Raw genomic sequence first — 17,137 nt, forward strand, 5'->3', positions numbered from 1 at the left:
GCTTCAGCTATAACTCAAATTTCGTTTAGCTTTATAATTCTAATAATAGTGATTTGTAGTTTGTGTAACTAAACCTTGTCGTTTCTGTTTTGCAGTTAGTTAAGGCTTATAATATGCATTTATCGACTCCACAGCTGTTGGAGATTGTTGCAGCATTTCCCGATTCCACATTGGTATTTACCGAAGATGGTTATTGTATTGCTCATTTGGGTGATCAAGAGGCTCATGAGTTCTCAAGCAGCCGGTTATTAACCGGTCGCTTTGTATCTGATGTATTTAGCGAAGAAAAAGCTAAATGGTTCTTACAACAAATACGCAATAGTATTTTTGAGCAGCGCTTGCGTGTTTCGGAGTACGCCATTTCACCAGACGATATTCGTTTACCCAACTGTGAAAGCGCCAAACTAGAAAGAGAGCATTGGTTTGAAGCTCGCATTCTGCCCTTAAACTCTTTTATAGATGGTCAGCGAGCGGTGGTTTGGGCGGCGCGCAATATTAATGAGCGCTACAAGCTAGAGCAGCAACTGCGTAGACTTAGTGAAACCGATGAGTTAACCGGTGCGTTTAACCGCCGTCGTTTCTTTGAAAGTTTAGCGAATCATTACCAAACCTTTCACCGTCACTTTCTTGATTGCAGCTTAATCATGTTAGACATTGATAACTTTAAGAGAATCAACGATCAATATGGTCACCCTTGTGGTGATAGAGTGCTTAAGCAAGTGTATCAGCAGATTTGTACCCAACTCCGTGAGGTGGATATTTGCGCGCGAATGGGCGGTGAAGAGTTTGCTATTTTACTTCCCAATACTAAAACATCAGAAGCTCTACGCAGTGCCGAGCGGATAAGAATAGCGATTGAAGAATACACCTTCACCACACTAAATCATCAGGTTGATGTTACGGTTAGTTTAGGAGTAAGTAGCATAGAAGTGACCGACAGTAATTGCGATAGTGTATTACAGCGCGCCGACGATGCTTTATATCACGCCAAGAAAACTGGACGAAATCAAGCTGTTCAGTTCCTAGAAGAATTTAGTATTTAAGCTATAAATCAGAGATTTAGTTAATCCTAAGACGAATACCTAAGATCAGTTTGTAGTTTACCTCGCCTGTTTTCTATGAGATAAATGTCACTAATTTTTGCTGAAGAATTGCTCAGAGTTTTATTCTGTTCTCACGCCCAATTTCGTGTCGAGCTTTTTGTTTCAGTTATCAAGGATAGATTAAAAGCCCAAGGAGTGGTGTAGTTGAAGTATTCAGCTGGTGTTTTGTGGTCGCTATGTATGGCTAATTACAGCTTTGCAGCAGCTGAACCCTTGCCTAATTTGGATTTAGAATCGTTAATGGCTACAGATGTGCAAGCAACATCTGCGATGAAACGTGCCCAATCAGCGTTTACAACCGCGGCGTCATTATATGTACTAAGCAAGGAAGACATTCGTGCATCGGGTGCGGTATCGGTGGCAGAAACATTAAAGTTGGTACCGGGTTTAGAAGTGCGGCAGCTAGACAGTAATCAGTGGGCTATCACTGCGCGTGGTGTTGCTGGGCGTTATACCAGTAAACTGTTGGTTATGGTGGATGGGCAAAGTGTTTATAACCCATCTTTTGCCGGAGTTTATTGGGAAACCTTAGATGTACCTCTCTATGACATTGAGCGTATTGAAGTTATTCGAGGTCAAGGTGGCTTATTGTGGGGCAGCAATGCCACCAATGGGGTGATTAATATTATCACCAAAAATAGTTTAGACACGCGCGAAACCTTGGTGCAAGTAAGTAGTGGTGACCAGCTAAATTATGATGTAGGGCTGCGCCACGGTGGAAATATTGGCTCCTACGGTAGCTACCGCATCTATGGTAGCGTGCGAGATTCTGACGCGGCCAATACGGGTAAGTCGCTACCCGCTAATGATGAAGCCAAACAACAAAGCATTGGTGCACGTTTTGATTTTGCGCCTAATGATGATTTGTCTATTCTTACCCAGCTCAGTTATACCCATACAGATATGGGGCAAAATCTTAAAGCTCTATCTTTAGCCACAAACCAAAACACCCTATATGCCGAGCGCTTTGAGCGTGATGACGGGCGTATTATGGCGCGGGCAGAGCACCGACTATCTGGCTCTTCTAACCAAATGTTGCAAGCTTCGTGGGCTGTTCAAAATGGTAAACAGCTATATTTAGAAGAACGATTTCAAACATTGGATATTGATTATCAAATGAATAGTTTGTGGGGGGCTACCCAAATTGATTGGGGTTTAAACTACCGTAATAGCTATTTACCTTTTGAAGAAAACTACATTATTAGTAGTGACGAAGATATCGACCGTTTAGAGCAATATGGCGCTTTTTTACAGCTGCAATTTGCGCTTATTCCCGAGCAATTAAATTTAAGTTTTGGTAACAAGTCTGAACACAACAGTTTTACCGGTTGGGAGCATCAGCCGGTTGCACGTATAACTTGGCAGCCCAATAACGAGCATGTACTTTGGAGTGCCATATCGCAAGGCGTGCGGATCCCATCGTTGGCAGAGTTTGATTACGATTCTGCTATTAATGGCACGCGTGTTGGCGAGTATTTTCAAACCGGTATCGACGCCATTGATAGCTACCACGTGCGCACAGTATTGAACGGCAATCAACAAGTTGAGCCAGAAAAGTCCCTTTCTTACGAACTGGGTTACCGTTTTAGCAAACAAGATTGGTCATTCGACCTAGCCTTATTTCATACGCAATCTAAAGATGTATTTGCGGTGCAGCCTAATCCAGACAGTGCCAACTTGGATCAAATCGCAGCTTTGTTAGCACAGGGCAAAATCATCGAGGCGCAGCAAGCTTTACAAAGCACAGTGCTTGAATTTGACGTTGCATCTAATGCTGATTTAAACGTGAAAGGTGGTGAAGCGCTAGTTGCTTGGCGACCAAGTGCCAATTTTCGCGCCGAACTAGGATACAGCCAAATGGCTTATCGCTATCGCTTACAAGAAAATACTCAGCCTGCTATAGGATATGACTCTGACAGCAAACAGATTTTTGCCAAGACTGGTTGGCAACCTTTTAAGAAGCATTCCTTTTTTGCTTTGTTCCGCTCCATTAACAGCGATGCTTATTCAGTAGATGATTATGATGCGCTAGATCTAAGTTGGGCTTGGCAGATAATGCCGCATAGTTCGCTGTCATTAACAGGCAAAAATTTATTAGCTGGTAGTCACCTAGAATACAACAACACCTCCGAAACCTTTACGGTTCCAAACTATATTGAGCAAAGTGTCGTGCTACGATTTATGGCGGAGTTTTAGCCAGTGTTGGCAATAAGGCGCTTTGTTAAGCTACTCATTACCTTGGCTATATTGGGCCTTGCTAGTGAGGTGAGTGCAGCTGATAAAGAAGCAGCCTTAAAGGCTGGGTTTATGTTTAATTTTGCGCGTTATAGTGAATGGCAAGGTTTAGCTAAACCATTGGGTTATTTTAAGCTGTGTAGCCCAGACATTGAGTTTGTCGATACTGCTAGTTGGGTGCTCCATAAGCAGCGCATTCATGAATTAGAAATACGGGTGAGCCTAGTTGAGTTGGATTCGTTATCGATAAATCAATGTAACTTACTGTTTGTCCCTGCTGCCTATAGAAAAAACTGGCTAACTGTAGACAGAGCCTTATTGCCTCACACCATGTTGGTTGGGGAGACTCCAGATTTTATTCATCAAGGAGGGCACATTCGCTTCTTCTTATTAGCTGGAAAAATCCGTTTCGAAGTTGCCCCCGAAGAACTTAAAAAGGCCGATATAACCATGAGCTCAAAGGTATTGAGATTGAGTCGCGTTGTTAAGGAGGAGCAGTAGAGATGTCTTTTCTTAGCATAAATACCATGAGTAAAAAGCTGCTAGTCATTTTGATGAGTATGGCGATTTTTTCTGCCGCCATGGTAACGGTGGTGTTAAGTGCTTACGAGTTTGTGAGTGCCAAGCGAGAGCAGACCCAAAGCTTACAAAACATAGCCGATACCTTGTCGCCTAACATCACAGCCGCTTTGTTGTTTGATGACAGAGATGCCATGCAGGAGATGATTTCTTCATTGTTATTACGTGAAGGCGTAATCAGAGCAGCCATTACCGATACCGAGCAGCAAAATTTGGCAGTGGTAGAAAGTGACAACTACCAAGAAGAGTTAGCAGAAGAAGCCGACGAACTGATAGAGGTAAGCAGTTTACTTATTCTTGATGAGCAAGTTTATGGTGCGCTTACGGTACTGGCTAATGACAGTTACATAGACCAACGAATTGGATTTTATGGGCAATTCTTAGCGGTGCTGTTGGTGATTACGTTTGGCTTAAGTTTGTCTTTTTCACTGTTTCTAAAACGTGGTTTTTTGCGTCCCTTATTACACTTGTCGGATGTTGCCGAGCGCGTAACGGCATCCAATGATTATAGTTTGCGCGCTCAGCAATCTAGCGACGATGAGGTAGCCAACCTTACCGAGTGCTTTAACGGCATGTTAGAGACGATTGAACTGCGTGAGCGTATGCTCGAGAAGCAAGTAAGGCTGCGAACCCAAGAGCTTGAGGGTGCAAATCAGCAACTATTGCAATATGCCTACACCGACGGCCTTACTGGTTTGCCTAACCGCCACTTTTTCTACGAAAAACTCCATACATTAGTTAAAGAGAAAATTGAATTTGCTCTGATTTTTATTGATTTAGACGGCTTTAAAGAGATTAACGATACCTTGGGCCATGATTATGGTGACGTATTGTTAAGTCAAGCTGGGCAGCGGATCCTGCGTTGTGTGCGCGAGCAAGATACCGTGGCCCGCCTTGGGGGGGATGAGTTTACCATTGTGATTGAAGGGGTAAACGAACAAGCGCGAGTCGCCAATATTGCCGAAACCGTATTACAAGGTTTGGCGAAACGCTTCACGATTAAACAAGAAGCTGCTCATGTTAGTGGCAGTATTGGTATCGCTTTTTCCCCACTAGACGGTGATAGCGTGGAAGCCGTGGTAAAACATGCTGACCAAGCGATGTATGTATCTAAAAGTCGCGGTCGAAACTGCTATCAGTTCTTTTCTTCAGACATGCAGGTGGAAGCTCAGCAGAAACGGCGTTTGTTAGAAGAGCTACGCACCGCTTTAGAAGAAGAACAGTTCGAACTCTATTATCAGCCCATAACCTCACTTAAGTTCGAGACAGAAGAGGGCGGGGTGAAAAAGGCCGAAGCACTGTTACGTTGGAACCATCCACAGCGCGGAGTGGTGGGGCCAGAAGAATTTATTCATGTTGCGGAAGAAGCAGGGCTAATTCGCGAGCTTAGCCAATGGGTAATGCAGCAAACTGTTGCCACGGTGTCACAATGGTATAAGCAGGGGCTGGATGATATTCAAATTAGCGTAAATACCTCGCCTTCGCAGTTTAATGATGGTGGTAAGTGGATAGATGATTGGATCCATGCCATTGCGCTGCACGAATTGCCGGCTCACAGCATTATGATTGAGATTACCGAAAATGTTTTGATGACCACTGATGACTCCATTAAAGATCAGCTCTCTCGTCTGCAACAACGCGGGTTTGATGTGGCAATTGATGACTTTGGTGTTGGCTATTCTTCTTTGTCTTATTTACAGCAATTAGATATCGATTTGCTAAAAATAGATCGCTCGTTTATTCAACACTTAACCACCGACAATGACAGCGTAGCGTTGGTTAAAGCCATTGTGACTATGGCTCATCATTTGGGGCTAAAAGTAGTTGCAGAAGGGGTGGAAACTGAACAACAGCGTCAGCATGTGTTAAACGTAGCCTGTGATTTCTTGCAGGGATATATCTTTGCGAAGCCGGTACCTAAAGATGAATTTTATCATCGCTATTTGCTAGGCAATGCGGAAATAACGTAAACGTCGAGGCCTATTAGTAGACCTCGTTCAGTTTAGCTTTAGCGCTCCCAATAAGCTTCTTCTAAGCTCTCTTCGCGCTCTGGTAGCCCACGTGAAAGACGAGGACTATGCTGGGCCAATACTTCGTAGCTTACGCGGTTTGCGTATTTACAAATTTGCGCAAACGAAGAGTAACTAAGCGCTTCAAAGCGGTGTTTACTCGATTGTTCAACATTACTACGATGAAATACATTGGCAGCCATATCGTGGAGAAGAGCAGATAAAGCCCCATCTCCAGCGCCGTTGGTATTGGTGATTTTTTCTGGCCCGCCCATAAATGGCGCAATATGCGAGTAAACTTTCAGCGCTTGCTCACAATCGGTTTTTAACATCGGGCGTGAAAACTCATATTGGTTGAATTCTGGGATGGCTCCTGGCAGCAGAGTATGACTGGTGGTTCGTTTGAAGGCTTCATCGGTGTAACCGGCCATAAATAAGCCCCGTGAGCCAGCCGTACATAAAATAAGATCACACCACTCTAGAGCCTTTTCACAGGCGAGTAATACGTCACTTTCACCGGTTAAGGCTTCTGCTTCTTCTTCGTTCATTGCTAAAACAGTGACATGTTCGCCAATAAACTGTTGCCACCATTTAGGATCATCTTCGATTAAAAAGCGGGTGCCCAACGTAAGCACTACGGGGACTTTTGCTTGGTGGGCATACTCTATGGCTTGCATAGCGGCTTGAGTAATGGGGTCGTCTCCTGCTCGCATAAGGTAAGCTGTGAGCGTGAGGGCTGCGCCAGTTTTTACTAATTCTTCGTCTATAAACTCTGGAGTAAGTTTATCCATGTGGCCTTTTGAGATAGCAAAGGTACGTTCACCACAATCACTAATTAGGGTAAAGCATCGGCCTACCGGGCCGTCTACCGCTTGCAGGTAATTGAGATCTACGCGCGAAGAGGTATTGCATAAGTAACGATAGGCGTAATCACCAATGGTGATGTTTTGACTCATTACTCCAAACATCACCGAGCGACCATCGGCTAGTGTAGAGTAGTTGTGCAAGGTATTGCCGATAGTGCCACCGGCAAACTCGGCAGTAATAAGCTGTTTATCTTGTAGTTCTTGATATAGCGTTTGAGCCGCTAAGTCATCAATAAGCAAGGAATTGCCTTTAACGAGTTGGTGGCGGTCTATAAATGCCTGGTCAACGTGCGCTTCGATATCTACCAAGGTTTGATCAATGCCAGTTATATGTGTGTGCTTTGGGCTAATGACTGGATTGAGCTCATTGGTTAAGGGGTCTCGAGATTCAACAGGAAAATAATGCTTGGATTTACGTTGGCCAGGAAATTTCATGCAATGATCGCTTGTTCTATTTAAGGCTTACTGTAGCAGTGAACGGGTAGCACTGCACAAAAGCGAGCGATTCTAGCATAGGCGACTCAAAATGTTGCTTTGTAGATCAATATTAGATTTAAATTTTTTATCTTTATTAAATGGCGTGTTGATTTAGCTGTTATCTAGCGAGCTTTTCTTTTGCAATGTTTCATAGGCTCGCAGAGCTGGATGAACCGTTTTTCCGCCCATACGGCAGTAATGTGCAATGGTTTTATTCAAGTAGGCTCTATGTTCGGGCTTAGACAAGTCCCACATTGCGTCACCAACATGGCTGATTGGTGAGTTGGCGGTGGTAGAAAGATGCAGTATTTCGTAATAGCGGCGGTTCTCTTCTATTAGCTGTTCATCAATTAAACCAAAGCCATTACTCTGCAAAAACTGTCGAAGTTCATATTGATAATGTACTGGGCAAATAATCAATTCAAAGTCCACAGCGTGGTTGTGTTCTAGTATCCCCTTTAGCAATTGAATGCATAGCTCGCCACCAACTCCTGCGATTATAACCAGTTGACTGCCATTTTTACTGAGTTTTAGCTGAGCTACGTCTTGGCAATGTACTTGCCATGGGCTGGTTAAGCTAGATGATGAATAGGCAAGGTGCTGCTGCAATTGTCGCTCTAGTTGCTGGCAGATTTGTGGCACGCAATCAACAAAGTGCACACAGCTGGCACTGTTGCGTTTTACCAGCTCTGCGCCCAATAAACCGTGGTCGCAACAGCAATCCCATATATCTTGGTAGTGCTTAATCACGTGTTGGTTAATTGCTGTTAAACGTTTACTCGTTTTCACCTATCCCTCCTCAGTAAGGCTATGAATACTAGTTAATTGTTAATAAGTGGCAAGAATTTTTTCCAGGAACTTTAGGGCTTAATAGGGGGAATTAGCTCAAACCTGTTAGTAAATATTGTTTTTTGACGTTTTTGTTGCTTTAGTTGCTGATATTAACGACTAATAACTATTCCGCTATTTTATGCTTCCAATTAGTTAACTGGTTATTTTTTGGTTTGTTACTACGCTGAATTTTGGGGGCTTTAACTGTTAGCACACTTTTGTTCCCCAATTGTTAAGAGTTAATGAAAAAACTCAAACCAAGGAGTAAACCATGAATAAGGTAATTGCAGGGCTTGCACTTAGTGCAATGGCAGGTAGCGTTTCGGCCGCTACTATTTATGAAAATGGTAAAACTAACGTAAGTATAGGTGGTTACTTAGGGATAGAGGCATTTTATCAAGCGGGCTACGGAGATAAAGACAAGTCATTTGAGTTACAAGACAGGGCCTCACGGATCCGTTTTGCTTTTGAACATGAAATGGTGCAAAACTGGATTGCTGGTGCCCAATTAGAGTGGGGGTTTAATCCCGTTGAAAAAGCGGATCCACTATTCACCAATCGTTTAGGCAACATCTACTTTAATAATGATAGCTTTGGTTCAATTCGAGTCGGTAAGCAGTGGTCTGCTTACTACGATATAGCTGTGTGGACCGATCAGTTTTGGAAGTTTGGCGGTGATGCGTCGGGTACGTATGATGGTCGAAATGGTGGTGATGAGTCGGGTATGGGGCGCGCTGATGATGCATTAACCTACCGAAAGTCTTTTGGCGGCTTTGGCTTAGCGGCTCAATATCAGTTTGAAAATGATTCATCAGCTAGAGATTATGGTTATCAATTGAGTGGTACCTATGACTTTGATTTTGGTTTATCAATAGGTGCGGCATATGCAGCCAATGGTTACGATGTTAAAAATGTAAATTACGTTGGAGCTGATGATCAGGATAAAGCAACATCGTGGCTAGCTGGCGCGGTGTATGAGTCTGATATGTTTTATGCTTCAGGTGTCTATGGTGAGTATGAAAATTTAAGCGGTAAATTTAGTACATTAGCTGATAAAGCTAATGGCTTAGAGTTAATTGGCGTTTACAAAATCGATGGCGGCCTTTACCACGTTTATGCGGGTTATAACGGTTTAGAAGATAAAACCAGTGGTAGCCAAGGCGAGCTTAGCTACGCTTTAGCTGGAGTGGGGTGGAAGCCCGGCCAAGTTCTTTTGGCTCTAGAGTATAAGTTTGGTCTAGAAAATAAAGACGCATTAGGTGCAGATAAAAAACAAGACGAGATGTCGATACAAGCCCGATACTACTTCTAGCCAAGTAACAGCAATTAGCGGTCTAAGTTATTTATAGCTGTTTACAAAACTAGAAGTTTTGTAATAAGCAGAAGCCGCTTGTTGTTGCCAATAAAAGGCATTGCACTTTTCCTAGCAATGCCTTTTTTATTATCGAAATACCACTAATTATTCTCGGTCAACTCGCCACAGAGTGTAGACCTGCTACAATCCTTTCTTTTTTGCACGAGACTTAAGATGAAGTGGGTAACCATATCTTTTTTGGTAATAATTGCCTTAGTTAATTTTGGCCCTAGGGTTAACGCCATTTTCTATTCTAAACCGGATACTACGGTTGTATTTAACAGTGGTTGCTTTCTGCAAGGGGAGTTGCGTGTTGATCCAGTGAGTCTTTCATACTTTATTGTATTAGATGATGGTCAAGAACTATCGTTTGCTGACGATAGTTACGCGGAAATTTCTTCTGAAGAGAATCCGGTTGATATTTCTGAATTGGATTTTTGTGTGTAGTTAACAAACTGTTAACTAAAACTTGCCTAGCCTGTCTATTCAGGCTTTTTTCTGCTTAGCTTTGTTTTCTTTAGCTCTCTTTAATTATTCACCGCATCCACCTATTGCTTCTTTAAGTGTTGATTTCCTGCGTCTAGATCTCAATTTTTACTTGTATTCAGGGACTTTAGACTAAAGATTAATACCTAGTCTGTTAATCGTTTGTTAACTTTTTCTTCGATAGGCTTGAATTGAGTTTATATGTGCATCTATTCCACTAGCCGCAGATAAAAACTTAATGATTTGTTCGGCCGTTAACATGTTGTTTACATATTTATTGGCACAAAATTGCGAGGCTTTTATAGCTTGCTTGGAGAAATATCATGGAAGAACAGACTACATATTGGCAAGAAAACTTGCGCCTAATATTTACCTGTCTCGTCATATGGTTTGTGGTTTCATTTGGTTTTGGCTTACTTCTCGTTGAGCCGCTAAATGAAATTCGCTTAGGCGGATATAAACTGGGCTTTTGGTTTGCACAACAGGGCTCTATTTATACCTTTGTGGCTTTGATTTTTTGGTATACCGCCAAAATGAATAAGCTCGACAAAAAATACCATGTTGAGGAGTCATAAATGGACGAGTTAAAACTCTATACTTATATCGCTGTATTTGGCTCCTTTGGCCTGTACTTCGCCATTGCTTGGTGGGCTAGAGCAGGCTCTACCAGTGACTTCTATGTTGCTGGTGGTGGTGTTACGCCTATCCAAAATGGTATGGCAATTGGTGCTGACTGGATGAGTGCAGCTTCGTTCATTTCTATGGCGGGTTTAATTGCCTTCCTAGGATATGGTGGTTCTGTTTTTCTAATGGGCTGGACCGGTGGCTATGTGCTGCTAGCAATGTTACTAGCCCCTTATATGCGTAAGCATGGTAAGTTTACGGTGCCTGAGTTTATCTCCGATAGATACTACTCAAAAGGTGCGCGTATTGTTGCGGTATTGTGTTTGATTATCGCATCGCTTACTTACATTATTGGCCAAATGAAAGGTGTTGGTGTTGCCTTCTCTCGCTTCTTAGAAGTTGAGTACGATATGGGTTTATACATTGGCATGTTTGTAGTTTGGGTTTACGCGGTATTAGGCGGCATGAAGGGTATTACCTACACCCAGATTGCTCAATATTGTGTACTAATTTTTGCATATACCATTCCTGCCGTGTTCATTTCACTGCAGCTAACCGGTAATCCAATTCCGCAAATTGGGTTGGGTAGCACCCTGGCTGATGGTAGTGGTGTTTACTTACTCGATAAGCTAGATATGGTGGTTACCGATCTTGGCTTTAAAGAGTACACCACCGACAACTTAGGCGGCACTCTAAACATGTTTGCCTATACCTTGTCACTGATGATTGGTACTGCAGGCTTACCTCACGTAATCATGCGCTTCTTTACTGTACCTACCGTTCAAGCGGCCCGCTCTTCTGCTGGTTATGCTCTAGTGTTCATTGCTATTTTGTACACTGTAGCGCCAGCTGTAGGTGCCATGGCTCGCTTCAACTTAATGAACACTATTGTTCCAGAAGCCGGTGATAACTTGGTATATGACGAACGTCCACAGTGGTTCAAAGATTGGGAAAACACTGGTCTGCTGAAGTTTGAAGATAAGAACGGTGACGGCAAAATCCAATATGTTGCTGATAAAGAAACCAATGAAATGGTGAAAGTAGACCGCGACATTATGGTACTTGCTAACCCAGCTATTGCTAACCTACCTAACTGGGTAATTGCATTAGTAGCTGCTGGTGGTTTGGCGGCTGCGCTCTCAACCGCTGCTGGTTTGTTGTTGGCTATTTCATCCTCGATATCTCACGACTTAATGAAAGGGGTGCTCACGCCTAACCTCTCAGATAAGAATGAGTTGCTGGCAGGGCGAATAGTGATGACACTTGCCATCTTGGTGTCCGGTTATCTCGGTTTAAATCCGCCTGGATTTGCCGCAGGTACCGTTGCACTGGCCTTTGGCCTAGCCGCTTCGTCTATCTTCCCCGCGTTGATGATGGGTATCTTTGCTAAGAAAATGAGTGGTACCGCTGCGGTAGCCGGGATGTGCTCAGGTATTGGTGTAACAATGCTTTACGTATTCCAACATAAAGGCATTATGTTTATCCCTGGTACTTCATTCTTAGGTGATATGGGACCAAACTGGTTCTTGGGTATTTCGCCAAATGCCTTTGGTGTAGTAGGTGCTTTGGTTAACTTTGGTGTAGCCTTCGCAGTATGTAAAGTAACCGGTCCTGCACCACAGCATATTCAAGACATGGTTGATAACTTCCGTGTACCACATGGTGCAGGCGCAGCTCACGATCATTAAGCTTGAATTGAACTAATCCCTAGTAAGCAAAAGGCTCCCTAGAGGGAGCCTTTTTTTGCGGTGGAACTTGGTAAAAATAACTAAATTTCAATATGATAGTGTTAAAGGGTGAACTTGGTTAGCATCACTCAATAAGGTTGATTACAGGAAGTAACAATGAACAGACACACTAAGTTAGCTATGTTAGTGATGCCGTTTTTGGCAATTGGCGGGTATATCGCATCGGATATTTATTTGGAGCATGATGCAGAAAAAGAGCGCGTTTTCCAGCTAAGTACCTATGGTCACTGCGACATTATTAACCAAAAGTGTATTCTTGAATCCGGTGATTTTCAGCTCAATATTAGTGATGAAGCAGGAACAACCACGGTTAATTCTACCTTTCCTTTAGATAGTGCCACCTTCTTTATTGTAAGTAGTGCAAATGTAGTGACCGCTTACCCACTAGGCATGAGTGATAGCCCTTATTACTGGCGAAGCCCCACCGAATTACGCGAATTGATCCCTAACCAGGGAGATAGCTATAAGTTACGTATTATTGCCAATATTAAAGGCGGAAAATACATTAGTGAGTTTTATAGCCAAACAATTAAGTAGTTGACCGCTGGGAAAAGCAAACTGCTAGTGCTAACATTTAATCAATAAAAACAAAGCATTGTTCCTAGGTACTGCATGCATATTACTCCCGAGCGTTTAGTTTATTTGGTGACAGTAGCTGAGACGCGTTCTTTCTCAGCAGCCGCACGTAAACTGGGGGTAAGCCCTTCAGCAGTGAGCCAATTGATTCAAAACATGGAGTTGGATTTAAATATTCGACTTTTTGACCGTGTTTCTGGCCAAGCGCCAACCTTAACTGACGTAGGGCGCACGCTTTACGTTCAAGCTTTGGAGATTGTTCCACGCTTACAAGCTATGGAGAAAAAAGCTCAGTCTTACCATGAGGGGATTGAAGACAAATTAACCATTGGTGTATCGGGTTATAGCTTTTTTCCAGAGCATGGAGAGGCGATAAAGAGCTTGTTAGCTAAGTTTCCGCAATTAAATGTGAAGATCATTGATGTAGATGAGTTCGACTCCCATAATTTTGGTGAAGAAGGGGAGGTAGACATTCTTATTACTCCTGCAGAGCTTATCCCGCGTCGCGGAGTAGAGAGTGTTATGATTGGCCGAATTAAATGGTTGTGTGTTTGCGCGCCAAGCCATCCGCTTGCCAAGATAAAACATGCTTTATCTATTCAAGATCTCCTTTCACAAATTCAAATAACTCCCGCAGTGTCTAACTTTATTACTGAAGATTTAGCTGAGTCAGTGCGCCTTAGTTCTCAGGTGGTTAATTGTTCAAGAATGTACCAATTTAAGCAGCTGTTGCTTAATGGCGTTGGCTTTGGTTTGTTCCCCGAGCCTTTAGCTAGAACCTACATTGCCAATAATCAACTGGTTGAGTTAGAGCGAGATTTTATTGTTGATGACTTCGAGTGGCCAATTGAAGTGGTTTGGAGCCAAGCACTTGGGCCTGCTGGGGAATGGTTTATTGAGCATCTGACGGAGCAAAACAGCGAATAAACTAGCGATAAATCTAAGTAAATAGCTAACCGGATCATTAAATGTTTAATTTGTTGTGATTAATTGCAGATGATCAAATACACTTAAGCAATAAACTAAATTTCCCATAGAAAGAAATAGGAACCAGTAGTGAGCTCTAATCAAAAATGTCCATCTTGCGGTGGCCATAAACCAGCATTAATGGCCTGTCGTGATTGTGGATTTACCTATAGTGTAACGAGCCGTCCACCTGCAGCCACCAAGCCAGTACCTCAAGCTAAACCAGTACCTAGAAGTGAATACAGGGCGGTGATGGAAGAAGGCGGTGCTAAATCAAAAGTTGTGATTAAAACCAAAAAACGCCGCACTTATACCATTCCTAGCGAAGAGTAACCGCTTAGCTTAACTTTGCGATTCTCTGCAATATCGCCGTTATTCCATTGTTTCTCGATTCACTTAAATGATGCGCTAAGCCAAGCTTATCTAAAGTTTGGCTAAATGTTATTTGAGTGTTTTCAGCATCCTGCGCAAAGCTGGCTAGCACGATCACCAGTAAACCCTTGATGATTTTCGCATTACTATCAACTAGTAGCTGCGTATTGGCATAATACAGCCACACATCACTTTCGCAGCCTTGCACTAAGTTTTCTTGTATTTGGTATTGAGAGTCCATCGGGCCCAGTACTTTGCTTAACAGCAGCAGTTGGCGGTAACGCTCTTCCCAAGACTTACAATTAACAAAGCGCTGTTCAATCTGTTCTATGTTTAGTTCAACTTGCGGTGCTCTATTCACCAAACAACTCCATAATTTTATCAATTGCTTCTATCACTTGGTCAATATCTTGTTGATTGTTATATAGGCCAAGTGACAAACGAATACTGCCTTCTGGAGACAAACGACTGCTTAAGGGCATTGCGCAATGATGGCCACAACGCAAAGCAACATTGTATTGGTCAAATAGGGTGGCAGCATCTTGAGGGTGAACACCTTGCAAGTTGAAGGCAATTAAGCCAACTCTCATCATCGGTTCACCAACCAGTTCAACCTTGGGGTGCTGTTTAAGCTGCTGTAGTGCATAAGCTAATAATTGGCGCTCATGACTAAGACGCTCTTTTAAAGGGAACTGTGCTAAGAATTTAATGGCTGAGGCCAAACCTATTGCCCCGGCTATGTTTGGGGTCCCCGCTTCTAGGCGATAAGGAAGACTGTTCCAGGTGCTGGTTTCAAACGACACCTTACTTATCATCTCCCCACCAAACACGCTAGGCTCGAGCAGCTCCAAGGCTTCTTCGCTACCATATAGCACGCCAATGCCAGTTGGCCCATATAACTTGTGTCCAGAAAATAAATAATAGTCACAAGCTAAGCGATTAACGTCGATGTCTAAGTGGGCTACAGCTTGTGCGCCGTCTACTACTATTTTGGCGCCGAACTGGTGGGCTAGCCGAGATAATTCGGGTATTGGCTGCATAGCACCAATACTGTTTGATACGTGGGCAACGGCAACAATTTTACATTTGTCGCTAAGTTGCTGGCGAAAGTAAGCTAAATCTATATCGCCATTGTCTAGTACAGGAATTACTTTTAGATTCGCCTTACGCTTAAAGGCTAATTGTTGCCAAGGTACTAAGTTTGAGTGATGCTCTAGCTCGCTAACCCAAATTTCGTCGCCTTCATCAACTAAATGGGCGAGGCCATCTGCCAATAGGTTGGCAGCTTGAGTTGTTCCGCTGGTCCAAATAATATTTTGCGCTTTAGCGCCAATAAATTCTGCAAGTGTTTTCCTTGCTAATTCAAAGGCATTGGTAGCATGTCGAGCAAAGCTATGACTTGCTCTATGTACATTGGCATGACCTTGGCGGTAATATTGTTCAATGTCTTTTAAGACAACTTCAGGGACTTGAGTTGAAGCTGCGCTATCAAGGTATGCAAATGGCTGATTAGTACCGTTTAATGACGGGAAAAACTGTCGATAGCGAGTATGCTTAAGTGAAGTCACAATGATTCTTTGTTTGGCAATTAAAGCCGATATTGTAGCCCTAGGCGCAAATCTAAACTAGTTTATATCGGTGTTCTCTTTGATTTAACAACAGGAGTTAAAGGAAAGATGCAACAGCCACAAGTTATGCAAGCGTGGAAAAGCGTATTTATGGGCTTTTCTTCCTCAAGCCAAGAGCGGCAATTTGCTAACTGGCAGTGGCAACAACAGCGCCAACATCTCTTTTGGGTTCAATCGCTCTATTGCTTGTGTGTTATTTCTTATCTTTTTCAATCGGGTGTACTTGCTTCTTGGTGGCAACAAGCCAATATAGGCGCATCTTTAGCATTAAGCATTTGGTTTTGTTATCAAATGTTGCTCACCTGGCGTGGTTTAAAGTTGGTGACGGCGCGCTCAGCCCATGCCTTGTTAGCTGGCCATGCAGTGATTCATTTCACTTTAGTCTTCGCGTTAATGCATGGTGGAGGGGAGCTGCAGTTTAGTGTCGTTCCCGATTGGTTAGTTTACAGCCTACCGCTACTGTTTATTTGTTTCTATTTACCTATCTTGCTCGCGGTTATGTTGATAGTTGTTGCTACTTTGCTCACTTTGAGTGGTGTTGAGCCCTTAAACGCAAGCCAAGTACAAAATTGGCCTTATGTCGATCTGCCAAATGCCTTAGTGAACTGTTTATTGGTATGTATCATCGTTTGTCTTTGTCATGCTTTGTGGCGTCATCGCTATACTCATGAACAAGGCTTAGATTTATTTCAAGAGAAAGAGCAGCCAAGTAGCGAAAACCTACCTTTGTTTAAGCAATCTATCGATACCGATGAGCTTACCGGCTGTGCTAACTTTGCGCGCTTTAAACAGTTTTCTGAGATAGAAATTGAACGTACCTCTCGTTATCAGAATGCCTATTCTATTGTTTTGATTAACGTCAATCATTTTAGTCGATACCGTGATAAATTAGGCGCTGATGAGGCTGATAAGCTATTGGTTAAACTAGCGAATTTTTTACAATCGAAGGTACGCAAAGTTGACTTGTTAGCGCGTTGCGAAAAAGATCAGTTTGTTATTGGTTTACCTGAATCTAGCTTGTACCAAGCTTTGGATACTGCAGAACGGATCCACGATGCTTTAGGTAGCGAATTTTGGCTCAACTATCTTGATGAGTTAGAACTTGGCTCTCGGTTGGGGGTGGCTTGCGTAGATGGCACTGCCAACAATATTGAGGCACTAATAAGCAAAGCTGAAAATGCAATGAACAATCATCGAAGTGCCAGCGCCCTAAGCTACGGACGCTAGAACGAAATCTTTATCAATCTAAAACAAATGAGCATTCGCCTAAGGAGTGGGATTTA

16 protein-coding genes are annotated in these 17,137 nt (G+C 43.0%); 12 read left to right on the forward strand and 4 right to left on the reverse strand.

The features are described from left to right. The first annotated feature begins 113 nt into the window (after positions 1–113). From LQZ07_RS11110 to LQZ07_RS11125, 4 genes are all read left to right on the forward strand, one after another. A complete protein-coding gene (locus LQZ07_RS11110) occupies positions 114–1,043 on the forward strand; it encodes a GGDEF domain-containing protein (protein ID WP_016400526.1) in 930 nt (309 codons plus the stop codon). Between the two features lie 204 nt (positions 1,044–1,247). Next, positions 1,248–3,299: a TonB-dependent siderophore receptor gene (locus LQZ07_RS11115; RefSeq protein WP_152782323.1), complete on the forward strand. Its 2,052-nt coding sequence runs from the start codon at positions 1,248–1,250 to the stop codon at positions 3,297–3,299. A gap of 3 nt (positions 3,300–3,302) precedes the next feature. After that, positions 3,303–3,839, forward strand: a complete 537-nt coding sequence (locus LQZ07_RS11120; protein ID WP_152782325.1) for a YfiR family protein — start codon at positions 3,303–3,305, stop codon at positions 3,837–3,839. Between the two features lie 2 nt (positions 3,840–3,841). Next, entirely contained in the window at positions 3,842–5,887 is a 2,046-nt protein-coding gene (locus LQZ07_RS11125) for a bifunctional diguanylate cyclase/phosphodiesterase (RefSeq protein WP_152782327.1), read from the forward strand. Positions 5,888–5,925: 38 nt separating this feature from the next. Here the strand turns inward: LQZ07_RS11125 and LQZ07_RS11130 are convergent, their stop codons facing one another. Both LQZ07_RS11130 and LQZ07_RS11135 read right to left on the reverse strand, forming a co-directional pair. Next, positions 5,926–7,227 (reverse strand): inosine/guanosine kinase, encoded by a 1,302-nt coding sequence (locus LQZ07_RS11130; protein WP_152782329.1) that lies wholly within the window; start codon positions 7,225–7,227, stop codon positions 5,926–5,928. 153 nt (positions 7,228–7,380) lie between these two features. Next, positions 7,381–8,058: a tRNA (adenine(22)-N(1))-methyltransferase TrmK gene (locus LQZ07_RS11135; protein ID WP_194164129.1), complete on the reverse strand. Its 678-nt coding sequence runs from the start codon at positions 8,056–8,058 to the stop codon at positions 7,381–7,383. A gap of 313 nt (positions 8,059–8,371) precedes the next feature. On the opposite strand from LQZ07_RS11135, the gene LQZ07_RS11140 reads away from it, so the two are divergent. The 7 genes from LQZ07_RS11140 (at position 8,372) to LQZ07_RS11170 (ending at position 14,187) form a co-directional block, all read left to right on the forward strand. Next, entirely contained in the window at positions 8,372–9,412 is a 1,041-nt protein-coding gene (locus LQZ07_RS11140; RefSeq protein WP_152782331.1) for a porin, read from the forward strand. A 216-nt stretch (positions 9,413–9,628) separates the two neighbouring features. Then, entirely contained in the window at positions 9,629–9,901 is a 273-nt protein-coding gene (locus LQZ07_RS11145; RefSeq protein WP_152782333.1) for a hypothetical protein, read from the forward strand. 362 nt (positions 9,902–10,263) lie between these two features. Then, a complete protein-coding gene (locus LQZ07_RS11150; RefSeq protein ID WP_040306877.1) occupies positions 10,264–10,515 on the forward strand; it encodes a DUF4212 domain-containing protein in 252 nt (83 codons plus the stop codon). Further along, complete coding sequence (locus tag LQZ07_RS11155; RefSeq protein WP_016400517.1) at positions 10,516–12,252, forward strand: sodium:solute symporter family protein; 1,737 nt, start codon at positions 10,516–10,518, stop codon at positions 12,250–12,252. 156 nt (positions 12,253–12,408) lie between these two features. Continuing rightward, positions 12,409–12,849 carry a hypothetical protein gene (locus LQZ07_RS11160; protein WP_016400516.1) on the forward strand — a complete coding sequence of 147 codons (441 nt, stop codon included), beginning with the start codon at positions 12,409–12,411 and terminating at the stop codon, positions 12,847–12,849. Positions 12,850–12,924: 75 nt separating this feature from the next. Continuing rightward, the gene (locus LQZ07_RS11165) at positions 12,925–13,815 is read left to right on the forward strand and encodes a LysR family transcriptional regulator (protein WP_152782335.1); all 891 of its coding nucleotides are present in this window, start codon (positions 12,925–12,927) and stop codon (positions 13,813–13,815) included. A gap of 129 nt (positions 13,816–13,944) precedes the next feature. Continuing rightward, complete coding sequence (locus tag LQZ07_RS11170) at positions 13,945–14,187, forward strand: hypothetical protein (RefSeq protein ID WP_016400514.1); 243 nt, start codon at positions 13,945–13,947, stop codon at positions 14,185–14,187. Positions 14,188–14,191: 4 nt separating this feature from the next. On the opposite strand, the gene LQZ07_RS11175 is transcribed toward LQZ07_RS11170, so the two are convergent. Both LQZ07_RS11175 and LQZ07_RS11180 read right to left on the reverse strand, forming a co-directional pair. Next, positions 14,192–14,587 carry a SufE family protein gene (locus tag LQZ07_RS11175; RefSeq protein WP_194164130.1) on the reverse strand — a complete coding sequence of 132 codons (396 nt, stop codon included), beginning with the start codon at positions 14,585–14,587 and terminating at the stop codon, positions 14,192–14,194. Beyond that, positions 14,580–15,794: an aminotransferase class V-fold PLP-dependent enzyme gene (locus LQZ07_RS11180; RefSeq protein WP_249483646.1), complete on the reverse strand. Its 1,215-nt coding sequence runs from the start codon at positions 15,792–15,794 to the stop codon at positions 14,580–14,582. The genes LQZ07_RS11175 and LQZ07_RS11180 overlap by 8 nt, the downstream gene beginning before the upstream one ends. A gap of 108 nt (positions 15,795–15,902) precedes the next feature. Here LQZ07_RS11180 and LQZ07_RS11185 point away from each other — a divergent pair, with 108 nt between their 5' ends. Further along, positions 15,903–17,081, forward strand: coding sequence for a GGDEF domain-containing protein (locus LQZ07_RS11185; RefSeq protein ID WP_152782339.1), 1,179 nt, complete (start codon positions 15,903–15,905; stop codon positions 17,079–17,081). The last annotated feature ends 56 nt before the right edge of the window (positions 17,082–17,137 follow it).

This window comes from Agarivorans sp. B2Z047, assembly GCF_023373605.1.
Classification (GTDB): domain Bacteria; phylum Pseudomonadota; class Gammaproteobacteria; order Enterobacterales; family Celerinatantimonadaceae; genus Agarivorans; species Agarivorans albus.

Coding starts and splice junctions, on each gene's coding strand:
- LQZ07_RS11185 (WP_152782339.1), top strand. CDS start 15,903: ATGCAACAGCCACAAGTTATGCAAGCGTGGAAAAGCGTATTTATGGGC.
- LQZ07_RS11145 (WP_152782333.1), top strand. CDS start 9,629: ATGAAGTGGGTAACCATATCTTTTTTGGTAATAATTGCCTTAGTTAAT.
- LQZ07_RS11125 (WP_152782327.1), top strand. CDS start 3,842: ATGTCTTTTCTTAGCATAAATACCATGAGTAAAAAGCTGCTAGTCATT.
- LQZ07_RS11130 (WP_152782329.1), bottom strand. CDS start 7,227: ATGAAATTTCCTGGCCAACGTAAATCCAAGCATTATTTTCCTGTTGAA.
- LQZ07_RS11160 (WP_016400516.1), top strand. CDS start 12,409: ATGAACAGACACACTAAGTTAGCTATGTTAGTGATGCCGTTTTTGGCA.
- LQZ07_RS11155 (WP_016400517.1), top strand. CDS start 10,516: ATGGACGAGTTAAAACTCTATACTTATATCGCTGTATTTGGCTCCTTT.
- LQZ07_RS11140 (WP_152782331.1), top strand. CDS start 8,372: ATGAATAAGGTAATTGCAGGGCTTGCACTTAGTGCAATGGCAGGTAGC.
- LQZ07_RS11110 (WP_016400526.1), top strand. CDS start 114: ATGCATTTATCGACTCCACAGCTGTTGGAGATTGTTGCAGCATTTCCC.
- LQZ07_RS11150 (WP_040306877.1), top strand. CDS start 10,264: ATGGAAGAACAGACTACATATTGGCAAGAAAACTTGCGCCTAATATTT.
- LQZ07_RS11165 (WP_152782335.1), top strand. CDS start 12,925: ATGCATATTACTCCCGAGCGTTTAGTTTATTTGGTGACAGTAGCTGAG.